Annotated in this window: 17 protein-coding genes; 11 read left to right on the top strand and 6 right to left on the bottom strand. The window is 59.6% G+C overall.

The window, feature by feature from the left end; translation table 11 throughout:
- Positions 1 to 56 precede the first annotated feature (56 nt).
- A complete protein-coding gene (gene pcnB / locus C0617_RS08730; RefSeq protein ID WP_291316637.1) occupies positions 57 to 1,346 on the top strand; it encodes a polynucleotide adenylyltransferase PcnB in 1,290 nt (429 codons plus the stop codon).
- A 9-nt stretch (positions 1,347 to 1,355) separates the two neighbouring features.
- On the opposite strand, the gene C0617_RS08725 is transcribed toward pcnB, so the two are convergent.
- The 6 genes from C0617_RS08725 to C0617_RS08700 all read right to left on the bottom strand — a co-directional run bounded on the left by C0617_RS08725 (position 1,356) and on the right by C0617_RS08700 (position 8,706).
- Positions 1,356 to 3,254: a DUF3488 and transglutaminase-like domain-containing protein gene (locus tag C0617_RS08725; RefSeq protein ID WP_291316636.1), complete on the bottom strand. Its 1,899-nt coding sequence runs from the start codon at positions 3,252 to 3,254 to the stop codon at positions 1,356 to 1,358.
- On the bottom strand, positions 3,241 to 4,011 hold the full coding sequence (locus tag C0617_RS08720; RefSeq protein WP_291316635.1) for a DUF58 domain-containing protein: 771 nt from the start codon (positions 4,009 to 4,011) through the stop codon (positions 3,241 to 3,243). Before C0617_RS08720 ends, C0617_RS08725 begins: the two co-directional genes overlap by 14 nt.
- 89 nt (positions 4,012 to 4,100) lie before the next feature.
- Positions 4,101 to 5,039, bottom strand: coding sequence for a MoxR family ATPase (locus C0617_RS08715; RefSeq protein WP_291316634.1), 939 nt, complete (start codon positions 5,037 to 5,039; stop codon positions 4,101 to 4,103).
- Between the two features lie 88 nt (positions 5,040 to 5,127).
- Entirely contained in the window at positions 5,128 to 5,676 is a 549-nt protein-coding gene (locus tag C0617_RS08710; protein ID WP_291316633.1) for a cation-translocating P-type ATPase C-terminal domain-containing protein, read from the bottom strand.
- 48 nt (positions 5,677 to 5,724) lie between these two features.
- Positions 5,725 to 7,881, bottom strand: a complete 2,157-nt coding sequence (locus C0617_RS08705; protein WP_291316632.1) for an HAD-IC family P-type ATPase — start codon at positions 7,879 to 7,881, stop codon at positions 5,725 to 5,727.
- A 12-nt stretch (positions 7,882 to 7,893) separates the two neighbouring features.
- Positions 7,894 to 8,706 carry a DUF547 domain-containing protein gene (locus tag C0617_RS08700; RefSeq protein WP_291316631.1) on the bottom strand — a complete coding sequence of 271 codons (813 nt, stop codon included), beginning with the start codon at positions 8,704 to 8,706 and terminating at the stop codon, positions 7,894 to 7,896.
- A gap of 491 nt (positions 8,707 to 9,197) precedes the next feature.
- On the opposite strand from C0617_RS08700, the gene C0617_RS08695 reads away from it, so the two are divergent.
- Genes C0617_RS08695 through C0617_RS08650 form a run of 10 tightly spaced genes read left to right on the top strand, consistent with a single transcriptional unit; the run spans position 9,198 to position 20,007 of the window.
- Complete coding sequence (locus tag C0617_RS08695) at positions 9,198 to 9,404, top strand: hypothetical protein (protein WP_291316630.1); 207 nt, start codon at positions 9,198 to 9,200, stop codon at positions 9,402 to 9,404.
- A 6-nt stretch (positions 9,405 to 9,410) separates the two neighbouring features.
- On the top strand, positions 9,411 to 12,203 hold the full coding sequence (locus C0617_RS08690) for a PAS domain S-box protein (protein WP_365889117.1): 2,793 nt from the start codon (positions 9,411 to 9,413) through the stop codon (positions 12,201 to 12,203).
- A 54-nt stretch (positions 12,204 to 12,257) separates the two neighbouring features.
- A complete protein-coding gene (locus tag C0617_RS08685) occupies positions 12,258 to 13,580 on the top strand; it encodes a response regulator (RefSeq protein ID WP_291316629.1) in 1,323 nt (440 codons plus the stop codon).
- Between the two features lie 9 nt (positions 13,581 to 13,589).
- Positions 13,590 to 15,755, top strand: a complete 2,166-nt coding sequence (locus tag C0617_RS08680; protein ID WP_291316628.1) for a PAS domain S-box protein — start codon at positions 13,590 to 13,592, stop codon at positions 15,753 to 15,755.
- A 1-nt stretch (position 15,756) separates the two neighbouring features.
- The gene (locus C0617_RS08675; RefSeq protein WP_291316627.1) at positions 15,757 to 16,581 is read left to right on the top strand and encodes a response regulator; all 825 of its coding nucleotides are present in this window, start codon (positions 15,757 to 15,759) and stop codon (positions 16,579 to 16,581) included.
- Positions 16,574 to 17,527 carry an HD domain-containing phosphohydrolase gene (locus C0617_RS08670; RefSeq protein ID WP_291316626.1) on the top strand — a complete coding sequence of 318 codons (954 nt, stop codon included), beginning with the start codon at positions 16,574 to 16,576 and terminating at the stop codon, positions 17,525 to 17,527. Before C0617_RS08675 ends, C0617_RS08670 begins: the two co-directional genes overlap by 8 nt.
- Before the next feature lie 26 nt (positions 17,528 to 17,553).
- Positions 17,554 to 17,895, top strand: a complete 342-nt coding sequence (locus C0617_RS08665) for a response regulator (RefSeq protein ID WP_291316625.1) — start codon at positions 17,554 to 17,556, stop codon at positions 17,893 to 17,895.
- 24 nt (positions 17,896 to 17,919) lie between these two features.
- Positions 17,920 to 18,858 (top strand): HD domain-containing phosphohydrolase, encoded by a 939-nt coding sequence (locus C0617_RS08660; protein WP_291316624.1) that lies wholly within the window; start codon positions 17,920 to 17,922, stop codon positions 18,856 to 18,858.
- Between the two features lie 34 nt (positions 18,859 to 18,892).
- Positions 18,893 to 19,528 carry a GTPase domain-containing protein gene (locus C0617_RS08655; protein ID WP_291316623.1) on the top strand — a complete coding sequence of 212 codons (636 nt, stop codon included), beginning with the start codon at positions 18,893 to 18,895 and terminating at the stop codon, positions 19,526 to 19,528.
- A 32-nt stretch (positions 19,529 to 19,560) separates the two neighbouring features.
- Complete coding sequence (locus tag C0617_RS08650; RefSeq protein WP_291316622.1) at positions 19,561 to 20,007, top strand: hypothetical protein; 447 nt, start codon at positions 19,561 to 19,563, stop codon at positions 20,005 to 20,007.
- Positions 20,008 to 20,057: the final 50 nt, after the last annotated feature.

Raw genomic sequence — 20,057 nt, 5'->3', positions numbered from 1 at the left:
GATGTTATCGGCTGGCGCGGCCGCGGCCCGGCCATTCACCTTTTCCGATCAGGCTTATGAAGAAAGACCCCGATACAGCCTCTGCGCCGTCCCTGCCGGTGATCCTGCCCCGCTCCGACCATACCATTTCCCGAAACCAGATCGATCCTGACTCCCTGAAGGTCCTCTACCGCCTTCACCGCCACGGCTTCAAGGCCTACCTGGTGGGGGGGAGTGTGCGCGACCTCCTTCTGGGGCGCACCCCCAAGGACTTCGACGTGGGCACCGACGCCACCCCCAACCAGGTGAAGAAGCTGTTTCGCAACTGCTTCCTGGTGGGGCGCCGGTTTCGCCTGGCCCACATCCGCTTCGGGCGCGACAAGGTCATCGAGGTTGCCACCTTCCGGCGCATGGCCCGGCCCGACGACCTGCCCGAGGACCCGGCCGATCACTTTCTGTTCACCGAGAACATTTTCGGCACCCCGGAGCAGGACGCCTTTCGCCGGGATTTCACGGTCAACGCCCTGTTTTACGACATTTCCGACTTTTCCATAATCGACTACGTCGGGGGTTTGAAGGATCTGAAGACCCGGCACCTGCGGGTCATCGGCGACCCCTTGGTGCGCTTTACCGAGGATCCGGTGAGGATGCTGCGCGCCCTGGAGTTCGCAGCCCGTCTCGGATTCTCCCTTGGGGAGAGGGTGAGGGAGGGGATTTCCCTGCGCGCGCCCCTCATCGCCGAGGCCGCGCCGGCGCGCATTCGCGAAGAACTGATGGAGTTGTTCCGGCATCGGGTCGGCGGGACGGTCCTGCGCAACGCCCAGGCCATGGGGCTGCTGCCCCACCTGCTGGCCGGGTTCGAGGGGGATGATGGGACCTTCGACCTGCTCGAGCGCATCGACGTCCGCACCGCGGGGGGCGCCCCGGTCGAGGAACACCTGGTGCTGGCGGCCCTGTTCCTCTCCCGCTTTCGCCGCGCCTGCCCCCCAGAAAGCGAGTCGACGGTGAACGACGCGCTGCGCATCGCCAACCTGGTGCTGGCTCCCCACTGCGGCTATTTTCGGCTTTCCCACGGCACCCGCCACCTCGCCAGGGAACTGCTGGTCGGCTTCGTCCGGCTCGTCCGGGGCCTTGGGCGCCGGGGGGAGCGCCGCTTCCTGAAACATCCCATGACTCCCCAGGTTCTCGAGTTTTACGGCCTTTGGGCCGAGGCGAGCGGGGAGGACATGACGCTGGTCGAGGACTGGCAAAAGGCCCTCGACCGTTCCCGGGAGGGCGAAACGAAACCCGCCGCAGAGCAGCCTTCCCGGCCTCGCCGGCGTTCCCGGCGTCGCCGTCCCCGGCGGCCCAAGCCCCCTGCTTCCTGAGACCCCTTCTCAGCCCAGGGCGCGCAGGATCTCCCGCAGCCTGCGCCGCTCCTCCGGCCCCAGCGACACCCCTCCGTAGGCCCCCCGGCAGTAAAGCTCCGCAAACTCCAGGCACAGGGGATCTCCGCTGCGCCGGGCGACCGTGAGCAGTCCGGTCTCCGGGCCGATCCCCTCGAGAGCGTATTTCTTTTGGACCCGGCGCACGAAAGCCCGGGCCAGCTTTCCTTCCTTGTCCTTTCTCCGCCGGTGCGCGACCCCCACCGCGCCCCCCGCAGCCGCCAGAATCATCGCCAGACCGAAGCTCCACCCCAGGGTCTCGCGGGAAACGCTTACCTGCCGCAGGCTCCTGCCCGTCTGGCGGAAGAGGCTCAGTTGCCGCCCCAGGTCGTAGGTCAGGACCGCCTGGTTCCACAGGTATTGGAGAGCGTCGAACAGCCGCGCGGCCGGGCCCAGTCCGCTGCGCTGGCGTCTCTCCAGGGTCGATGCGGCGTTGACCGCCAGGGTGCTTGGGTCGAGCCGGACCCAGCGGTTCTCCACCAGGGCCTCCACCCAGACATGGGCCCGGTCTTCGGTGACGGCGTAGTATCCACCCAGTTCGTTGTAGTCCCCCCCGTAATAGCCGCCCACGAGGCGGGCCGGCACCCCGGACAGGCGCAGCAGGGTGGCGAAGGAGGAGGCGAAAAACTCGCAGTAGCCCCTTTTCTTCTCGAACAGGAACTCGGTCAGCGGGTCCGCTGATACCGGCAGGTCGTCCGTGGCGTAGGCGAGCCGCTGGTTGCGGAAGAAGTCTTCGAGCAGGGCGATCCTCTCCGTCTCGGTGGTGCCCCGGCTTCGGATGTCCCGGGCGAGATCCGAGAGCCTCTGTGGCTTATCGGCCGGCATCTGCAGGTAGAATTGCCGGTCCGCGCCCTCCGCCGTGAGGGTGCCCCCGGGGCGGGATTCGGCCCGGTAGCGGTAGCGTTTTTCCGGGGACCGTCGCAGGCGGAAAACGCCGTCCGCCGCCCGGGCCGCCCGAACTCCGGACAGATCAGCGGGCGGGTCGAGGGCGTAAAGGAAGCCGGTCCGCTGCGGTTCGCTAAGAATGGTCAGGCCGACCGGACTGCCTCCGGCGACCCGGTGTTGTTCCCCCTCCGGCGGTGCGGTACGGATCCAGTCGCTCCCCTTGGAGCGGTTGAGCACCACCCCGCGCCAGTAGCGCTGTTGCAGGGGGATCTCAGGCCCTTCGGCCCGGAAGGCCACCTTGCGGTCCTCGGCGATCCGGGCCACGCTGCCGGGAGTGACCTGTTCGCTGAAGCCGGTGCGGGCCCCCGCGGCGGGGTTGAGGAAGTCCCACAGGGGGTAGCCGGTGCGGGGCAGGATCACGAAAAAGACGAGCATCAGGACCAAAGAGCCGGCCGGCAGGAGCAGGGCGGTGGCCAACACCGTGCGCAGCTGTCGCTTTTCGAGGGCGAGGTCGGGATCGGCCCGGTAGAAGCAGAGCAGCACGAGGCCGACGGTGATGCCGGTGACCAGGGGAACCAGGTAGGCGAAGAAAGAGGCCTCCAGGGAGAGGAGGGAGGAGGAGGCCAGGGCGAAGAGGGACAGCAGGAAGACCTGAAGGACGTTGCGGGGGCTCTTCGCGGTCAGGAGGCGCACTCCGAGAAGCAGGGTCAGGATGTGCACCAGGGGCAGGACGAGGTTGGCGCGGCTCAGGCCGAGGCCGTAATAGAGACAGAATCCCAGAGAGAGCAGGGTGGCCAGGGGCGCTCCGACGGGGTGGCGCCGGCGCAGGTCGCAGGTCAGTCCGCCCCCCCAGAACAGGAGAAAGAGCAGGAGCGGGGCGGTCTCCATATGGGGAGACAGGGGGGCGAACCCGAGCAGGGCGCTCGCGTAGACGAGCGCGGTGAGAGGGATCCTAATCCTGACCATAAAGGGCCAACTCCTGCAGCAGGCGAAGCCGGTGGGGGCGACCGGTGGCGGGGGGAAGGGTGCGGTCGTGAATCCGCAGACCGACCGGCCGCCCATCGCGGCAGTGGCGGTTGACCAGCCAGGCGGCGCTGCCCAGGCGCTCCTCGACGTTCCGGCCGGGCAGCCGCTCCAGATCGAGCAGGATCGGCTCCCGGGCCGTGGGGGCCAGTTCCTTGACCTTCAACTCGTCGTGCCGTGCGGAGAGCTTCCAGTGGATCAGCTTGAGGGGCTCCCGGCCGCTGTAGTCGGCGATGCGCTGGAGCTCCCCCCCCTGTCCACGCCCCCGGGCGGGGCGCTCTCCGCCGCCGCGCTCGGCGTGGCCGAATGCCGTCGCGGGGCAGGGGCGGGGTCTGGGCAGGACCAGGATGTCCTGTTCGAGGGGCAGTCTCCGGGCGCGCACGAAGAAGTTGACCGGAAAGGCCGACCGGACCACGGCCTGCTCGACGCGCTGCAAGCCCCGCCCCCGGGGGATGAGCCGCAGGGAGTGGCGCACCTCGCTTTGCCGGGGAACAAGGACCACCAGGGAGTCGCTGTCGAGCAGGAAGATGTGGAGCAGGAAGGCGGGCAGGCGCCGCCGGTTTGCGAGGTGGAGGGTCGCCAGGGTCTGAACCCCGTCGTAGAGTTCCTCGGGGAGTTCCAGGCGCAGTTCCAGTTTTTCAAGGTTGGTCTTGCCGAGGACCCCCGAGACGGCCATGAAGCCGAGCAGGGCGGAGACCACCAGGTAGAGCAGGTTGTTGCCCGTGTTGACGGCGCCGAAGCCGAGGGTCAGGGTCAGCAGGATGTAGAGCGTCCCCGATCGGGTCAGTTTCAGGCCAGCGGGACCGGCAGTTCTTGCAGGATAGATTTCAGCACCTCCGCCTTGCTGAGCCCTTCGTTCTCGGGGCGCAGCAGCAGCCGGTGAGCCCCCACCGGCACCGCCACGAGCTGGACGTCCTCCGGCACGACGAAATCGCGGCCCTCGAGGAAGGCCGCCGCCATGGACGCCTCGGCCAGGTTGATGGCGCCCCGGGTGGAGATCCCCGAAAGGATCAGGGGATGGCGGCGGGTGGCTTCCACCACGCGGTGGATATAGTCCACTAGGCTGTCCGCCAGGCGAACGGACGCGGCAGCCCTTCGGGCCTGCTGGATCTCCTCGATGGTCAGCATCGGCTCGAGCCTCTGAAGGGCTTCGCGGATGCGCCCCCCCTGGATGATGGCTTTTTCCACCTCTGCCGGGGGATACCCGAGGCCGGTGGTGAGGGTAAAGCGGTCGAGCTGGGACTCGGGAAGGGGGTAGGTACCGACCTGTTCCACCGGGTTCTGGGTGGCGATGACAAGGAACGGGTCGGGCAGGGGGTAGGTCACCCCTTCGACGGTCACACGGCGCTCCTCCATGGCCTCGAGCAGGGCGCTCTGGGTGCGGGGGGCGGCCCGGTTGATCTCGTCCACCAGCAGCAGATTGTTGAAGACCGGGCCGGGGATGAACTGAAAGCGGTTCTCTTCCCGGTTGAACACCGAAAGACCGGTGATGTCCGAGGGAAGCAGGTCGCTGGTGCACTGGACCCGTCCGAAGGAGAGGCCGAGGGTCCTGGCCAGGGCCAGGGCGAGGGTCGTCTTGCCGAGGCCGGGGATGTCCTCCAGGAGGAGGTGCCCGCCGCACACTGTGGCAATGACCGCCAGGCGCAGGGTGCGGATCTTTCCCTGCAGGTAGTCGCGCGCCAGGCTGTCGATGACCGTGACGATCCTGTCTCTGGTTTTCGTTGCCATGGCCTTCCTTGGGTTTTTAGGGGGTCACCGGAAGTTTCAGTTTTCATTATAGATCAATGAGAGGCCGGAATGCCAGTTTTGCGGATGTTCAGGCGACGGTCCCAGTCCGGGCCTCCGGCCGCAGGGACTTGACGAGCTTGAAGAGCTCCATGGCGGCCAGCAGGGCGAGGGCGAGCAGGAGCAGGAGCAGCCACTCGGCCCAGGAGACGGGGGAGACCCCGAGCACTCGCTGCATGAGGGGGGTGTTCATCGCCAGGATGTGGACCCCCTGGGCCACCGTGACCCCGAGGATGAGGATCCGGTTGCGGCGCAGGGGAACGCGGAAGGCGGAAAATCGCTCGGAGCGGCAGTTGAAGACGTGGACGTTCTCCAGCAGGACCATCAGCAGCAGGGTCGTGTTGCGGGCCTGCGCCTCCGGCCAGCCGGCCGCGGTCATCCACCACCAGGCGCCGAAGGCGATCAGCCCCATGACAAATCCCGAGACGAGGGTCTGCTGGATCATCAGGGGATTGAAGATCCCCTCTCGCGGGGAGCGGGGGGGGCGCTCCATCTCTCCCGGTTCGCCTCCCTCGAAGGCGAGGGCGACGTCCTGGATGCCGTTGGTCACCAGGTTGAGCCAGAGCAGCTGGACCGCCATCAGGGGCAGGGGCAGCCCGGCCAGAAGGGCGAGGGTGAAGAGGACGATCTACGCCCCGCCCGTCGAGATGAGGAGGTAGACCACCTTGCGGATGTTGTCGTAGGCGAAGCGGCCCTCCTCGATGCCGGCGACGATAGAGGCGAAGTTGTCGTCGGTGACGATGATCTCGGCGGTGTCCTTGGCCACGTCGGTTCCCGAGCCCATCGCCACCCCGATGTGGGCCCTGCGCAGGGCCGGGGCGTCGTTCACCCCGTCGCCGGTCACCGCGGTGAAGTGCCCCTGCCGGCTGAGGGCGTCGACGATGTGCAGTTTCTGAAGGGGGGAGACCCGGGCGAAGACCGCGGCCGAGGCGGCCAGTCGGGCGAACTCCTCGCTCTCCGGTGGGCCGCCGTTGGCAAGGCTCTCTCCGCTGAGCATGTCTCTGTCATCCCGGGCGATCCCCAGCTGCCGGGCGATGGCGAGGGCCGTGGCCGGATGGTCCCCGGTGACCATCAGGACCTTGACCCCGGCCTGCCGGCAGGTGGCAACCGCCTCCTTCACTTCGGGGCGCAGCGGGTCGATGAAGCCGACCAGGCCGAGCAGGGTCACCGGCGGGATGTGCTCTTCGCCGACCGGGTCTGGACGGGAGCCGTCGATATGGCGCCCCCAGGCCACCCCCAGGACCCGGAACCCTTCCTTGGCCAGGTCGAGGGCGGCCCCTTCCACGAGGGACGGATCAAGGGGCATCTCGCCTTCGGCGGTCAGCATGTTGGCGGAGAATCCGAGGATCCGCTCCACCGCCCCCTTGACGACCCAGTTGCCCTCTTCGTCCCAGTAAAAGCGTGCGGCGTAGCGCAGTTCCGATTCGTAGGGGATCTCGCCGAGCATCTCGACCCGGCCCCGCACCTCTTCCGGGTGGAGGCCCAGCTTGTAGCCGAGGGCGAGCAGGGCCACGTCCATGGCGTCGCCGTGGTGGGTCCATTCGTCTCCGATGCGCACCAGGGTCGCCTCGTTGCAGAGAATCGCCGCGGCCGCCAGGAGGGTCAGTCGGCTCCTGGCTTCCTCGCCGGGGGCCGCACCGCCCGCGGCGAGGACCTCCCCCGCACCGGCGTAGCCTTCTCCGGTCACGGTGAAGGTCTCCCCTCCGGGCAGCCAGAGCGTCTTGGCTGTCTGGCGGTTGACGGTCAGGGTGCCGGTCTTGTCGCTGGCGATGCAGGTGCAGCTTCCGAGCCCCTCCACCGCGGTCAGTTTGCGGACGATGACGTTGCGCCGGGCCATGCGCGTGGTGGCGATGGAGAGGGCCACGGTCATCGCCACCGGCAGCCCTTCGGGGATGCTGGAGACGGCGAGCGCCACCGCCATGAAGAAGACCTCCAGCCAGGGAGTCCCCTGCAGGTGGGAGACGAGGGCGAGCAGGGCGACGAAGCCGAGGACCAGGTAGCTGATCTGGCGGGCGAAGCGCTCCATGCGGATGACCAGCGGCGGCTTGGTGACCCGGGCCGCGGTGACCTCCCGGGCGATGCGCCCGACCTGGGTGGCCAGGCCCGTCGCAACCACGATGCCCGTCCCACGCCCGGTGGTGACCGTGGAGCCGGCAAAGGCCATGCTGAAGCGCTCTGCGAGGGGGGACTTCTCCGCCAGGGGCTCGGCCGTCTTCTCCGTCGCCACCGACTCCCCGGTCAGCAGCGACTCGTCGGCGGCGAGGCCTCGCACCTCGGCGAGGCGCAGGTCGGCCGGCACCCGGTGCCCCGATTCGAGAAGGATGATGTCCCCCGGGACGAGTTCTTCCGCGGGGATCTCCCGCACCTCCCCGCCCCTGCGAACCCTGGCCTCGATGCGCAGAAGGCTCTGCAGGGCGGCGGCGCTGCGCTCCGCCTTCCACTCCTGGACGGTTCCGAGCAGGGCGTTGAGCAGGATGACGGCGAAGATGAAGGCGGCGTCGGTCTGTTCGCCGATGGCCAGGGAGAGGATCCCGGCGACGAGGAGGATGTAGATCAGGGGACTCAGGAACTGGTGAAGGAAGATGGCCGGCAGGCTCGGCGGCCGCTTGACCGGAAGGGCGTTGGGTCCGACCTCTCGCAGGCGGCGGGCGGCCTCGTCCTCGTCGAGCCCCTCCTTTCCGGAATCCAGCCGGGCAAAGGCGTCCTCTTGGGAAAGGGCGTGCCAGGCGACCCCGTCGTCGTTTCGGGAAGGGGCTGCTTCTTTGAATTCCTCTGTATCGGTCATGGCGTCTCGCTTCTACCTCTGGTCCACCCACTTCAGGTCGTTGGCGCTCCAGTCGTAGTCGAGGTACTCGAGTGTATAGTCCCCGGCCTCCAGAAAGGCCCGGTCGACCGGGTCGGTCACGTAGGGGATCAGGAAGGCGACCGGGCCTCCCGTCCAGGCGTCGAAGTGCTTGCGGTCGAACTTGAAAATCTGGGAGACGGACACTCTTCGTGCCGCCCGGTCGATGCGCAGGCCCTTTTCGGGCTGGGCGGCGAGGCGCTCGCCCTGCTCCCGAAGTTGGAGGCCCAGCGCCTCGGCCCGGTAGGGTTCGGGGCGCAGGTCGGCGCAGGAGACCGAGGCGCAGTTGATCGCCAGGTGCGCCCGCAGGTCCCGGAGTCCCTCGATGAGGATGTCGAATTCGATCTCGTTCAGGCTGAAGGGCTGTCCGCCGACCCGGATCGTCTCCCGCGTCCAGGGCTGGCCCAGCCAGTTGATCCTGCGTGAGCGGATGCTCTCGACCGGGTAGTGGTCGAGGAGCGTCTTGATGGCGGCGATGTTGTAGACGTTGATCCAGAAGGCGAGCCGCTCATCCTTGCCTTCGAGGCTGGCGGGGTCGAAGCCGGCCAGGTTTCCCAGCAGTTTGCGGTAGGCGGAGCCGGGAAGGGCCTGCTCCCTCGCCCAGCGCTCGTAGTCGACGGCGTTGAGGGGGATGCTGTCGACGCTCTGGTCGGCGACCACGTAGCGGTCCAGCAGGGCGGCGTAGCCCGAAAAGTCGAAGCCGGCGGCCTGAAGCGCTAGGGGGGACAGGAGCAGGGAAAAGAGCAGGGCGGAGATGACACGGTTCATCGCTTGCCTCCGGGGGGGATTGGTTTCAGAACCAGTATATCATCCCCCAGGTGCGGGGCGGAATTGAGCAAATTCACCGCCTTCCCTTCACTGATTCAACAGAGAGTTAAGGGCGTATCCGGCATGGCATGAAAATTGATCTTTAAGTGCCCATGGGGAAATTCGCAATCCTCAAAAAAATATTTGATGTTGCAATAAATACCATTTCAAGTCCCAAGTTACAGGGACTTGGAGCAACGCGCTACAATCTTTCCCTTCAGGAGACTTGAAGTCAATTGTTTGACCTGAAAAAAACATCAGACTCATTTTCGGCGCTCCCTCAAGCCAACCTCCCGAAAGCCCGGGATTTTTTGGTTTGCAACGGGACGTTTCAGAAGATGCCGACTTAGCCAAACCCTTGACCCTCCTTCCATGGACAATGCCCACTGGAGGGCAGGGCGATCCTACATCTTGGGTCAAAGCTGCCCTGTTTCGCTAAAGGTGAACCAAGGATGAAACTGCAAACAAAACTGCTGGCGATCATCGGCGCCCTTTTCCTTTTATCATTTGGCATCGCCGAATTTTTTGACTACCAGAGGGCAAAAAACGATATAGAGGGCACCATGCTTTCCGAAGCAAGGACCGTCCGCGGCCTGCTCATGTCTTCCAGGCGAATTTATCAACGCCAGTTTGTCGACAGCGGCCTGTCCTTAAACTAGCAAACCATCGGTTTTCTGCCCGCCCACGCCCTTCCCCGTATCTCCGCGGACTTCCGGAATGGGGGTGAATGCGGAATATCCTTCAACAACGTTTCCGCCCGACCCCGCAACCCGGACAACGCCGCGGATGCCGTTGAGGTGGAGGCCATCGATTACTACCGAAAGAACCCAGAGGCCAAAGAGCGTCTGGCGAGGTTTTCGTCTGAAGATGGCCGCGCTTTTTTCCATTACTCCTCCCCCCTCTGGGTTGAAGCCGACTGCCTACAATGTCACGGAAACAAGGCCGATGCCCCCCCTGCGATACGTGCCCGATACGACAGCGGCTTTGCCTATCAGGTTGGGGATCTGTGCGGGATTTTGAGCATAAAGCTCCCTGCGGAGTATTTGGAGAAACGAATTGCCTCGCAACAACAGGACCATGTGCTCAGCCTTTTTGCAGGACTGGCGGCCATCTTCCTGCTGCTCTACTGGTTTCTGCGCCACACCGTCATCAACCGCTTGGGGCAACTCAAGAGAGCGACGCTGAGGATGGCAAGCGGTCACTACCAGATTCCCATTGCCATGGGCGGAAATGATGAGATTGCCAGGGTGGCCGAAGCTTTCAGCGTCATGGGCATGGCCATTGGGGAGCGGGAACAGACCCTGCGGCAGAGCGAAGAGCGGTTTCGTTCATTGGTTGAGAATATTGACCTGGGCATTACCTGGATCGATGCCGATTACCGGGTAGTCATGACCAACACTGGGATGGGAACCCTCTGTGGCAGGCCCAGCTCCGAATTGACCCAAAGGCCCTGCTACGAGGCATTCTGGGGTTGCCAGGAGGTTTGCAAGGATTGCCCGGGGGCGCAGGCGATGGCCTCCCGAACACCTGTTTCGGCGGAAATCGAAAATAAGCGTCATAACGGCAGCCGTGCGAGAGTTCAGATCCATGCCTTTCCCACCTTCGCTGAAGGCGGTGAAGTGACCGGTTTTGTCGAGGTCGTCGAAGATATTACCCGGGAAAGACAGGCCGAAGAGGCCCTGGCCGAGAGCGAAGGGCGGTTCGCCACCTTGGCCGACGTGGCGCCCGTGATGATCTGGATGACGGATGCGGGCAGACAGCGCACCTTTGTCAATCAACCCTGGCTGGAATTTACCGGCCTCTCCGCCGAGAAAGCTATGGGCGACGGCTGGGCAGAAAGTATTCATCACGATGACCGAGAGGGGTATCTCGACACCTTCAAGCGCGCCTTTGAAGCTCGGGAATCCTTCACCCTCGAATACCGCCTGCAGCGACATGATGGAACCTATCGGTGGCTGCTTGGGACGGGCACACCGAGACCTTCGCCGGCCGGAACCTTTATCGGCTATATCGGCTCATGTGTGGATATCACCGAACAAAAAGAGGTGGAAAAGCAGCTGAGGGAACTCAACGAATCCCTCGAGCAACGGGTTTTGCAACGCACCCAAGCCTTAAGGCAGTCGAACGAGGACCTCAAAGACGAGATCGCCCAACGCACAAAGGCGGAGAAGGCGCTGAAAAAGAGTCAGGAGGAACTCTCAGCGAAGCATGACCAGTTATCGATGCTGTTCAAAAAGGTCGAAACTGGAAAGAGAGAGTGGGAGCAGACCATGGATTGCGTCGATGATTTGGTCCTTTTGATCGATGATCAGGGGAAGATTAAAAGAACCAACAAAGCCCTTAAGGACTTTTGGGGAAAGAGCTTCGAAGAGATTATCGGAACGGCACTGGCGACCGTACTCGAGGCCTTTCAAATCGGCTCCATTGATTATCAGAGCAATGCTGTCGAAGGGTTTCACGGTCCCAGCAAGCGGTGGTTTTTACTAAAAACCTACCCCTTCGAACACGACCAGGAAAAGGGGAGGGTCCTGGTCGCCCATGATTTCACCCAAATCAAGCAGATGACTCAAAGGCAGGAGGACATCAACCGGGAGCTGGAAAAGAAAGGCAACCAGCTGGAGCGAGCCTTCACCGACCTGAAAAATGCCCAATCCAAGATCTTGCACCAGGAGAAAATGGCCTCCATCGGACAGCTGGCAGCCGGGGTGGCGCACGAGATCAATAACCCGATGGGGTTCATCTCGAGCAATCTCGGCACCCTTGACAAGTATGTCGGCAGGCTGACCGAGTTCATCCAACACCAGGGAAGGCTGGTGAACTCCCCTGATCCCGAGGCCTTGGCAGAGCTGGAGCAAAAGAAAAGGCAACTCAAGCTCGATTTCATCACCGAAGACATAAAGGAATTGATAGAGGAATCGCTGGACGGCGCCGAACGGGTGAAAAAAATCGTCCAGGACCTCAAGAGCTTCTCCCGTGTGGACGAGGCGGAATCCCAGCACATGGACATAAAGGAGTGCCTGGAAAGTAGCATCAATATCGTCTGGAATGAGCTGAAATACAAGGTCACCTTGAACCGGGATTACGCCGAACTGCCTTTCATCAAATGTTATCCCCAGCAGCTCAACCAGGTTTTTTTGAATCTGCTGGTCAATGCCGCCCATGCCATTGAAACCCAGGGAGAGATCACGGTGAAAACCGGACAGGAGAAGGACCGTATCTATATTGCCATTTCCGATACGGGCTGCGGAATTCCATCGGACAAGGTGAACAGAATTTTCGAGCCCTTCTTCACCACCAAGGAAGTGGGCAGTGGCACCGGGCTCGTGTTGAGCATCACCTACGACATTGTGAAGAAGCATCAGGGGGAAATCAGGGTGGTCAGCGAGGAAGGCCAAGGCACGACCTTTACAGTCGAGTTGCCTGTAGTTGAGGAAGAAGGAGAAAAACGGGAATGTTAGCTTTGAAATTTAATCCTATGCAATTGGTCCATTTTCTCAACGGGGAAAGCGCCCATGATCAATAACCGATTGAATATCCTTTTGGTCGATGACAGCCGCCTCACCTATGTGAAGATCAGTGACCTCTTGTCCGAAATCAAAAGGTGGCAGTGCAACCTTGAATGGGCCGATTCCTACGCCAAGGGGTTGGAAGTCATGCAGCGCGATGCCCATGACATCTATTTGCTCGATCACCTTCTTGATGAAAATACCGGGCTCTACCTCATTCAGAAGGCGACTCAAAGGGAACGCCGAGCGCCCATGATCCTGATCAGCGGGTCCAATGAGGACTTGGACATGAAAGCGATAGCGGCCGGGGCGGCCGATTTCATTGAAAAGGGCCAGATCAATGTCCCCGTGCTGGAACGAGCCCTACGGTATGGTCTTGGGCACAGGGAGAAAATGAAAAAACTGCGGCAGAAGGAACAGCAACTCAATGCCGTTGCAAACGCAATTGATGGGTTTATCTATAATTGCTCACCGGATAGGCGAATCGAGTACATGAACGATGGGGCAATCAAACGGAGCGGCTCCAACGTTATTGGCAAGCCTTGCCACCAGGTCGTGCATGGCCGAGACTCGGTTTGTACGGAATGTGTCCATAGCCGGGTATTAAGCGGGGAAACCGTGCACTCCGAGGTGCTGAGCCCCAAGGATAACCGCTGGTACCATGTTATTAGTTCGCCCGTCCTTCGAGCAGATGGCAGAATTTCCAACCAGTCAGTGCTCTTGGATATCACCGAGCGCAAAAAAGCTGATGAGGACCTAGTTTTCCGGGAAGCCTTTGAAACCCTCATTGCAAAAATTTCCGGCAAATTCATAGAATTAGACCCCTTAGAAACTGATCACGCTATTGACCATGCATTGTCCCATTTGGGTGAATTCACCCAAATGGACCGCTGCCTTATTGCTTTGTTTTCGAGCGATGGCACCCAAGCAGGATATACGCATGAGTGGTGTGCTCGTGGAGGGAAACTTCAGCCGGAAAAACTTCAGGAGTTGAATGTCCCGGATCTCCAATGGGCCTTGGGAAAAATAAAAAACGGGAAGCCCCTTTATGTTTCATCGGTTGCCGATCTGCCCCGGGAGGCCAGCTCGGCAAAAGAGTACTGGCAGGAACAGGGCATACGGTCCCTGGTAGCGCTGCCGATAATGGCGAATGGCAAGGTGGCAGGGTTACTAGAGCTTCAGTCGATACGGAACGAGAATTGGTGGCCTGGCAAAGGCCTTGTACGGCTTACTAGAGTCGCCGAAATCATCGGACCTGCACTGGAGCGCAAACGGGCCGAAGAAGCATTGCACGAGAGCGAGCAAAGGTTTCGCACAATGGCCGACTAAGCCCCGGTGATGATCTGGATGGTCGGTCCAGACCTGAAATTCACTTTTGTCAACCAATTCCTGCTGGACTTTACGGGACGGACCCCTGAAGAGGAAATGAGCAACAACTGGACCGATATCATCCATCCAGATGACCGGAGCAAGGTTATAGACGTCTACGAAGCCGCTTTTTCATCCCGGGAGCAGTTCTATGTGGAATACCGCGTTAGACGATTTGACGGTTTTTATTGCTGGGTTTTGGATGCCGGCATACCGAAATTCGCCCCGGATGGGGCATTTGCCGGCTTTCTCGGCAGTGCCGTGGATATCACCAAACAGAAGAATGCGGAGGAACAGCTCAGGACGCTCAATGATATCCTGGAACGAAAAGTCAGCCATCGCACGCTGGCCCTGGCGCAGGCCAACGAAGGTTTAAAGACGGAAGTTTCGGAACGAAAAAAAGCCGAAATGACGTTGAAGAAAAATTTCAACCTCTTGAATACGGTTATCGAGGGGACCGCCGATGCCATCTTTTTAAAGGATGTCGAAGGTCATTATGTGCTGATCAATGCCGCCGGGGCCAGGTATGTCGATAATGAGGCTGAAGATATCATCTGTAAAACGGACATGGAACTCTTTGCGCCCGAACAGGCGAAGAAAATCATGGCAAATGATCGGGAGGTTCTGAAATCGGGAGGACCCCAAACCTTTGAAGAAGTCGCCCAAGCCTCGGACGGGGTTTTGCGTACCTTTTTGGCGACCAAGAGCGTTTATCGTGACGGCAATGGAATCGTGGAAGGGCTTATCGGCATATCCCGGGACATCACCGACCGCAAGAAGGCGGAGTTTGCCATACAAGAAAAGGAAGCAAAGTATCGCTCCCTGTTCGAGAACTCACCGATTTCCCTGTGGGAAGAGGATTATTCCCAAGTAAGGGAGGACTTGGATGGTCTGCGCCAATCCGGCGTGAGCGATTTTTCGTCCTATTTCGAAGCCCACCCTGAGGCGGTAACCCATTGTGCCGGCTTGATCAAAATCGTAGACGTCAATAGTGCCACCCTGAAAATGTTCAAGGCGGCCAGCAAAGAAGAATTATTTGGCAATCTGGATCAAATCCTGAGTGAGAAATCCCTGCCTCCGTTCCGGGAGCAATTGATTGCCCTGGCTCAGGGCGCCACCACCTATGAAACGGAAGGGGTCAACCTTACCCTTGAAGGGGATGAGCGGTTGGTTCATTTACGCTTGTCGATCGCTCCGGGCAGTGAAAAAAACTGGTCCAAAGTGATCGTCTCTCTCGTCGACATCACGGAGCAAAAGCACCTGGAAGAACGGTTGCATGACGAGAAGGCGGAACTGGAAGGGGCGCAGAACGAACTACAAAAGGCCTATGCCGACCTCCAAGCAACCCAGGCCAAAATCCTCCAAAATGAAAAAATGGCATCCATCGGCCTGCTGGCGGCCGGGGTGGCCCACGAGATCAACAATCCTATGGGGTACATCCTGAGTAACCTCGGAACCCTGGACAAGTATGCCCAAAGGCTGACCGATTTCATTCAGGCCCAAACCGTAGTGATCACCGAACTCAATGGAGGTGACGGCACCCTCGGGGAATTGCGCAAGCAATTAAAGATCGACTACATCATCGACGATTTAAAAAACCTGACCAAGGAATCCCTCGAGGGAGCCGACCGGGTGAAAAAGATCGTAAAGGATCTCAAGAGTTTTTCGCGGACGGATGAGGGCGACCACATGCACGCCGATATCAACGAATGCATCGAGACCACGATTTGCGTGGTCTGGAACGAAATAAAGTACAAAGCCACCCTCGAAAAAAACTATGGGGACCTCCCCATGACCCTCTGCTACCCCCAGCAACTTAACCAGGTTTTTCTCAACCTGCTGATCAACGCCGCTCAGGCGATCGAAAAGCAGGGGACAATCAAGGTCAGGACCTGGCAGGAAGGCGACATAATTCGGGTGCAAATTGCCGATACCGGACGCGGCATCCCAAAGGAAAACCTCGACAGACTGTTTGAACCCTTCTTCACCACCAAAAAAATCGGGAAGGGAACGGGACTCGGTCTGAGCATCTCTTACGACATCATAAAAAAGCACAACGGTGAACTCGACGTAAAGAGTGAGGTGGGTGTGGGAACCACCTTCACTCTCAGCATTCCCATCAGGGAGGGCCTGTGACATGGAAGAACCAATCAGGATACTCTGTGTGGATGACGAAAAAAACGTGCTGCGCGCTCTGGAGCGGATCTTTCTGGATGATGACTATGAGCTCCTGACGGCTCTCTCTGGTGAAGATGGCCTGGAAATCCTCACCAGGGAAGACTCGATACAGATGGTCATTTCCGATTACCGGATGCCCGGCATGAACGGTGTGGACTTTTTGCGTGAAGTCTTGCGAATCCGCCCCGATACGGTCCGAATCGTCCTTTCGGGATATGCGGATACGGCCGCCGTCGTCGATGCGATCAATGATGGACAAATCTACAAATTCATACCCAAGCCATGGAACGACGATGAACTTAAGGTTACTATCGGCAATGGTCTGGAAAGTTATTTTCTGAAAAGGAAAAACGCCAAGCTTATGGCGGAGCTCAAAGAGTCCAATGACCAGCTTCAGTTAATGAATGAGAGCCTTGAGGCGATGGTCGCTAAAAGGGTTTCAGACCTTGCCATTCAAAACCAGGCCCGAACCATTTATCAGAACATTCTGGACTCTTTGCCGATAGGGGTTCTCGGGATTGATTCAGGGCAGGTGATTGTCCAATGTAATGACAGGGGACTGGAGTTGTTGCAGGAGGAAGGGTACGGCCTGGTCGGCCTCTTTTTTGAGGATGTTTTGCCTGTCGAAATCAACGACTTCATTGATAGGATGGGGGACACCGACACCCTTTCCGAAGCCATCAGCCTCAATGACCAAAACGTATGGATCAAGGGGGCCCATTTAATGGAGGAGGATCAGGAAGGAGTGATTCTCGTCTTTGACGAAGAGAGGGGAAATGCCTGAAACCGTATTGTTCGTCGACGACGAAAAAAATGTCCTCAACTCCCTGGATCGGCTTTTCGGGGACAGCGGCTTGAGGCTCCTTATGGCCTCCGATGCCCAGGAAGCCTTGTCCCACCTGAAAAATGAAGACGTTTCCGTGATGGTTACCGACAATCTCATGCCCGGGATGATGGGAATTGACCTCCTTGCCCAAACCAGATTCATTTCTCCGGAGACCGTCAAGGTGCTCATGACGGCCCACGCGAATCTGAACACGGCCATCGAGGCGATCAACAGAGGGGAGATCTTTCGGTTTGTCATCAAGCCGTGGGAAAACGACGAATTCAAGGCCATCGTCGAGGACAGTCTCAATCGCTACCGGATCGTCCAATCCCTGCTCGAGGGGGACGAGGCCAAAATCCTTGCCCTGGGGCAGATGATCGAACTCAAGGACCCCTACACCAAGGGCCACTGCGACCGGGTTGCCAGATATGCGCTGGGTATCGCAGATGAACTCAAGCTCGATGAGCAGGTCAAGAGGGAGATCAAGCTCGGCAGCTGGCTCCACGACTGCGGCAAAGTTGGCGTCCCGGAAAAGATTCTCAACTTCAAAGGGGCGCTCTCCAACCGGGATTTCGATATCGTCAAGAACCATCCCTATTGGGGGGCCGAGGTGGCACGGCAGGCCCGTCTTTCCAAAGAAGTGGTAAATGTGACCCTGCATCATCACGAGCGGTTCGACGGCAAAGGGTATCCTTTCGGTCTGAAGGGAGAGGAGATCCCCCTGGAGGCCCGAATGGTGGCGGTTGCCGACGTTTATGACGCCTTGACGACGGACAGACCCTATCGAAATAGGATTCCGGCCGAGAGGGCAGCAGAAATCATAGCAGAAGGCAAAAACAAGGCCTTTGACCCTGAAATAGCCGAGGTATTTTTGGACCTTTTAAAAAGAAAAGGTGCCGCCTGACAGGCGATTGACCCTGGGAAAGACCAATGAGCGATTCGACCATTCACGTACTGTTTGTCGACGACGAAAAAAGCATATTGAATGCCCTTCAGCGCCTTTTGATGGAGGAAGACTATGAAGTGATTACAGCCAATTCGGGAGAGGAAGGGCTGGAAATCCTTCGAGAGGAAGAAAGGATCGGCCTGATCGTGTCTGATCAGAGAATGCCCGGCTTGAGCGGAGCTCAATTCCTGGAGCAGGCAAAGGAAATGGCACCGGAGGCCTTGCGCATCATGCTCACCGGATATGCCGACATCAACGCGACCATAGATGCGATCAATAAAGGGGGCGCCTGCCGCTACATCAGCAAACCGTGGGACGACCAGTAACTGGTTCAAACTATAAGGGACGCTGTGAAGCAATATGCCCTTGTTCAGGAGAATAAGCGTCTTACCGCGATCGTCAACCAGCAGAATGAAGAACTCAAGGAGTGGAACGCCAAGCTCAAATCGAGGGTCTTGCAGCAGACGGCCAAGATTAGAGAGAAAAACGAAGACCTGGGCACCAAAAACGAGCGTCTGAAAAGAAATTACCGGGATACCATTGGGGCGTTTTCGGGCCTGATCGAAATGCGTGCTGAAGAGATGCGCAACCACTCCCGGAACGTGGCCCATCTGGCCCGGGGGATTGCGGGGGAAATGGGGTTGCCCGCCGAAGAGAAGGAAAACATCTATGTCGCATCCCTGCTCCATGATATCGGGAAAATAGGCATCCCGGACGAACTTCTGGGCAAATCCAGGAGCCAGATGAATGAAGCTGAGATGGGAGAATATCGGCTGCATGCGGTGCGGGGGCAGACGGCAATTGACGCCATTGAGGATTTGCGGCCTGCGGGAGTCCTCATTCGCCATCATCATGAACGTTACGATGGCGCGGGCTTTCCAGACCAACTGCGGGGAGAGGAGATCCCCCTGGGGGCCAGAGTTGTCGCCCTGGCCGACTTTGTAGACAGGCAAGTAAAGCTGGAAAAGGATTCTGCGGTTGGAAGCACCCTCATAAAAGCGAAGGGGCACCTTGGCAGCAGGTTTGATCCGGAACTGTTCCCATATCTTGGAAAGCCGATCCGAGAACTCTTCGGAACATCTCACGCTGAGGGGAACCAAGTGGAAAAGATGCTGACCCCCAGCGATCTGCGGGCTGGAATGACCCTTGGGCGTGACCTATACAGCGGTACCGGCCTGCTCCTGCTAGGCAAGGGAGCCTTCCTTGACAGAAAGGCCATTGAGTCCATCCGCCGTTACCATCAGCTTGATCCGTTTAAGGGCGGTATCGCGGTACTGGTTAAGGGGTAAGGCATTTATCGAGTATGATGAAGCCCAGAAAAAAATGGTCCTCAAGCTGGTCTATTACGGACCGGCCCTTTCGGGGAAGACCACCAATCTTCTTCAGCTCCACTACATTCTGGAGCAGAAGGGGAGAGGTGATCTCATGGTGCTGGACACCAAGGACGACCGGACCATCTTTTTCGACCTACTGCCCTTTTTTCTGGTGGCGCCCAGCGGCCTGAAAATCAAGGTCAAGGTCTATACGGTGCCCGGCCAGGTCAAGCACGATGCGACCCGCAAGGCGGTGTTGCAAAGAGCGGACGGGGTTGCCTTTATCGCAGATTCTCGAGCCTGCGAAACGATGAATAATTCTAACAGCTTTGAGAATCTGGAGAAGAATCTCGCCTTTGTCGGCCTGTACATCGAGAAGATCCCCCTCATTATCCAATACAACAAGAGGGACCTTCCCGACATCGTACCGGAAGCAGATATTAGGCGGGTCTGGGATGCGACCGGGATCCCCGTTTTTCTGGGCTCAGCCATTAAGGGGAGTGGCGTCATTGAAGCCTTTTGTCGGTTGGCTGAATTGACCTATGGTCACATTGACGCCCGGTGGGGACTGGAAAAAAATCACGGCCTGGACCGGGCAACCTTCCTGCGTCAGCTTGTCCGACCCGAAAGCCGGAGTTGTGGTTGACCGAGCGGGGTATTCCGAATAACGAGGCAGCCATGAAGCAAGGTGAAACACTCGAGTTTGTTGTCGGGGCGGAGAAGCGCCTCATCGATGTCATCAGTGAGGCCGAGGTGATGCCGCTGCTCCAAAGCGCGGTAAACGCCGGCATTGGAAGGGCCACGATCGTGGACGCGGCCGATGTTCCCCTGTGGTCTTGCGGCAGAGATCAAAATGATGTCTGCTCGCCGTTTCCCGCAACCGGGCCCGATACGGAATCCTGTCCGATTTTTCTTGAAGGCGAACCGGTGGGAAATATCAGCTTTGTCGGCGGTGTTTCCGATGCCGCGGCTCTGCAGGTGGTGGCCAGGGTGGTGGGCGGTGCCATCAACAGCATGGTGAGCGCCAACTTGAAACGGATGCTCACCACCGAGATCCACACCCAGGTGGTGAACCAGTCCTATGAGGAACTGGTGGCAATCAACCGGCGGCTCACCCTATCCTAGAAAAAGTACCGGGATCTTGCGGCAACCCTGGAAGGAAGGGTACAGGAGCG

The sequence above is a fragment of the Desulfuromonas sp. genome, from assembly GCF_002868845.1.
Lineage (GTDB): Bacteria > Desulfobacterota > Desulfuromonadia > Desulfuromonadales > BM501 > BM501.
The sequence above is the reverse complement of the archived record's forward strand: the minus strand, read 5'-3'. Positions and strand labels throughout refer to the sequence as shown.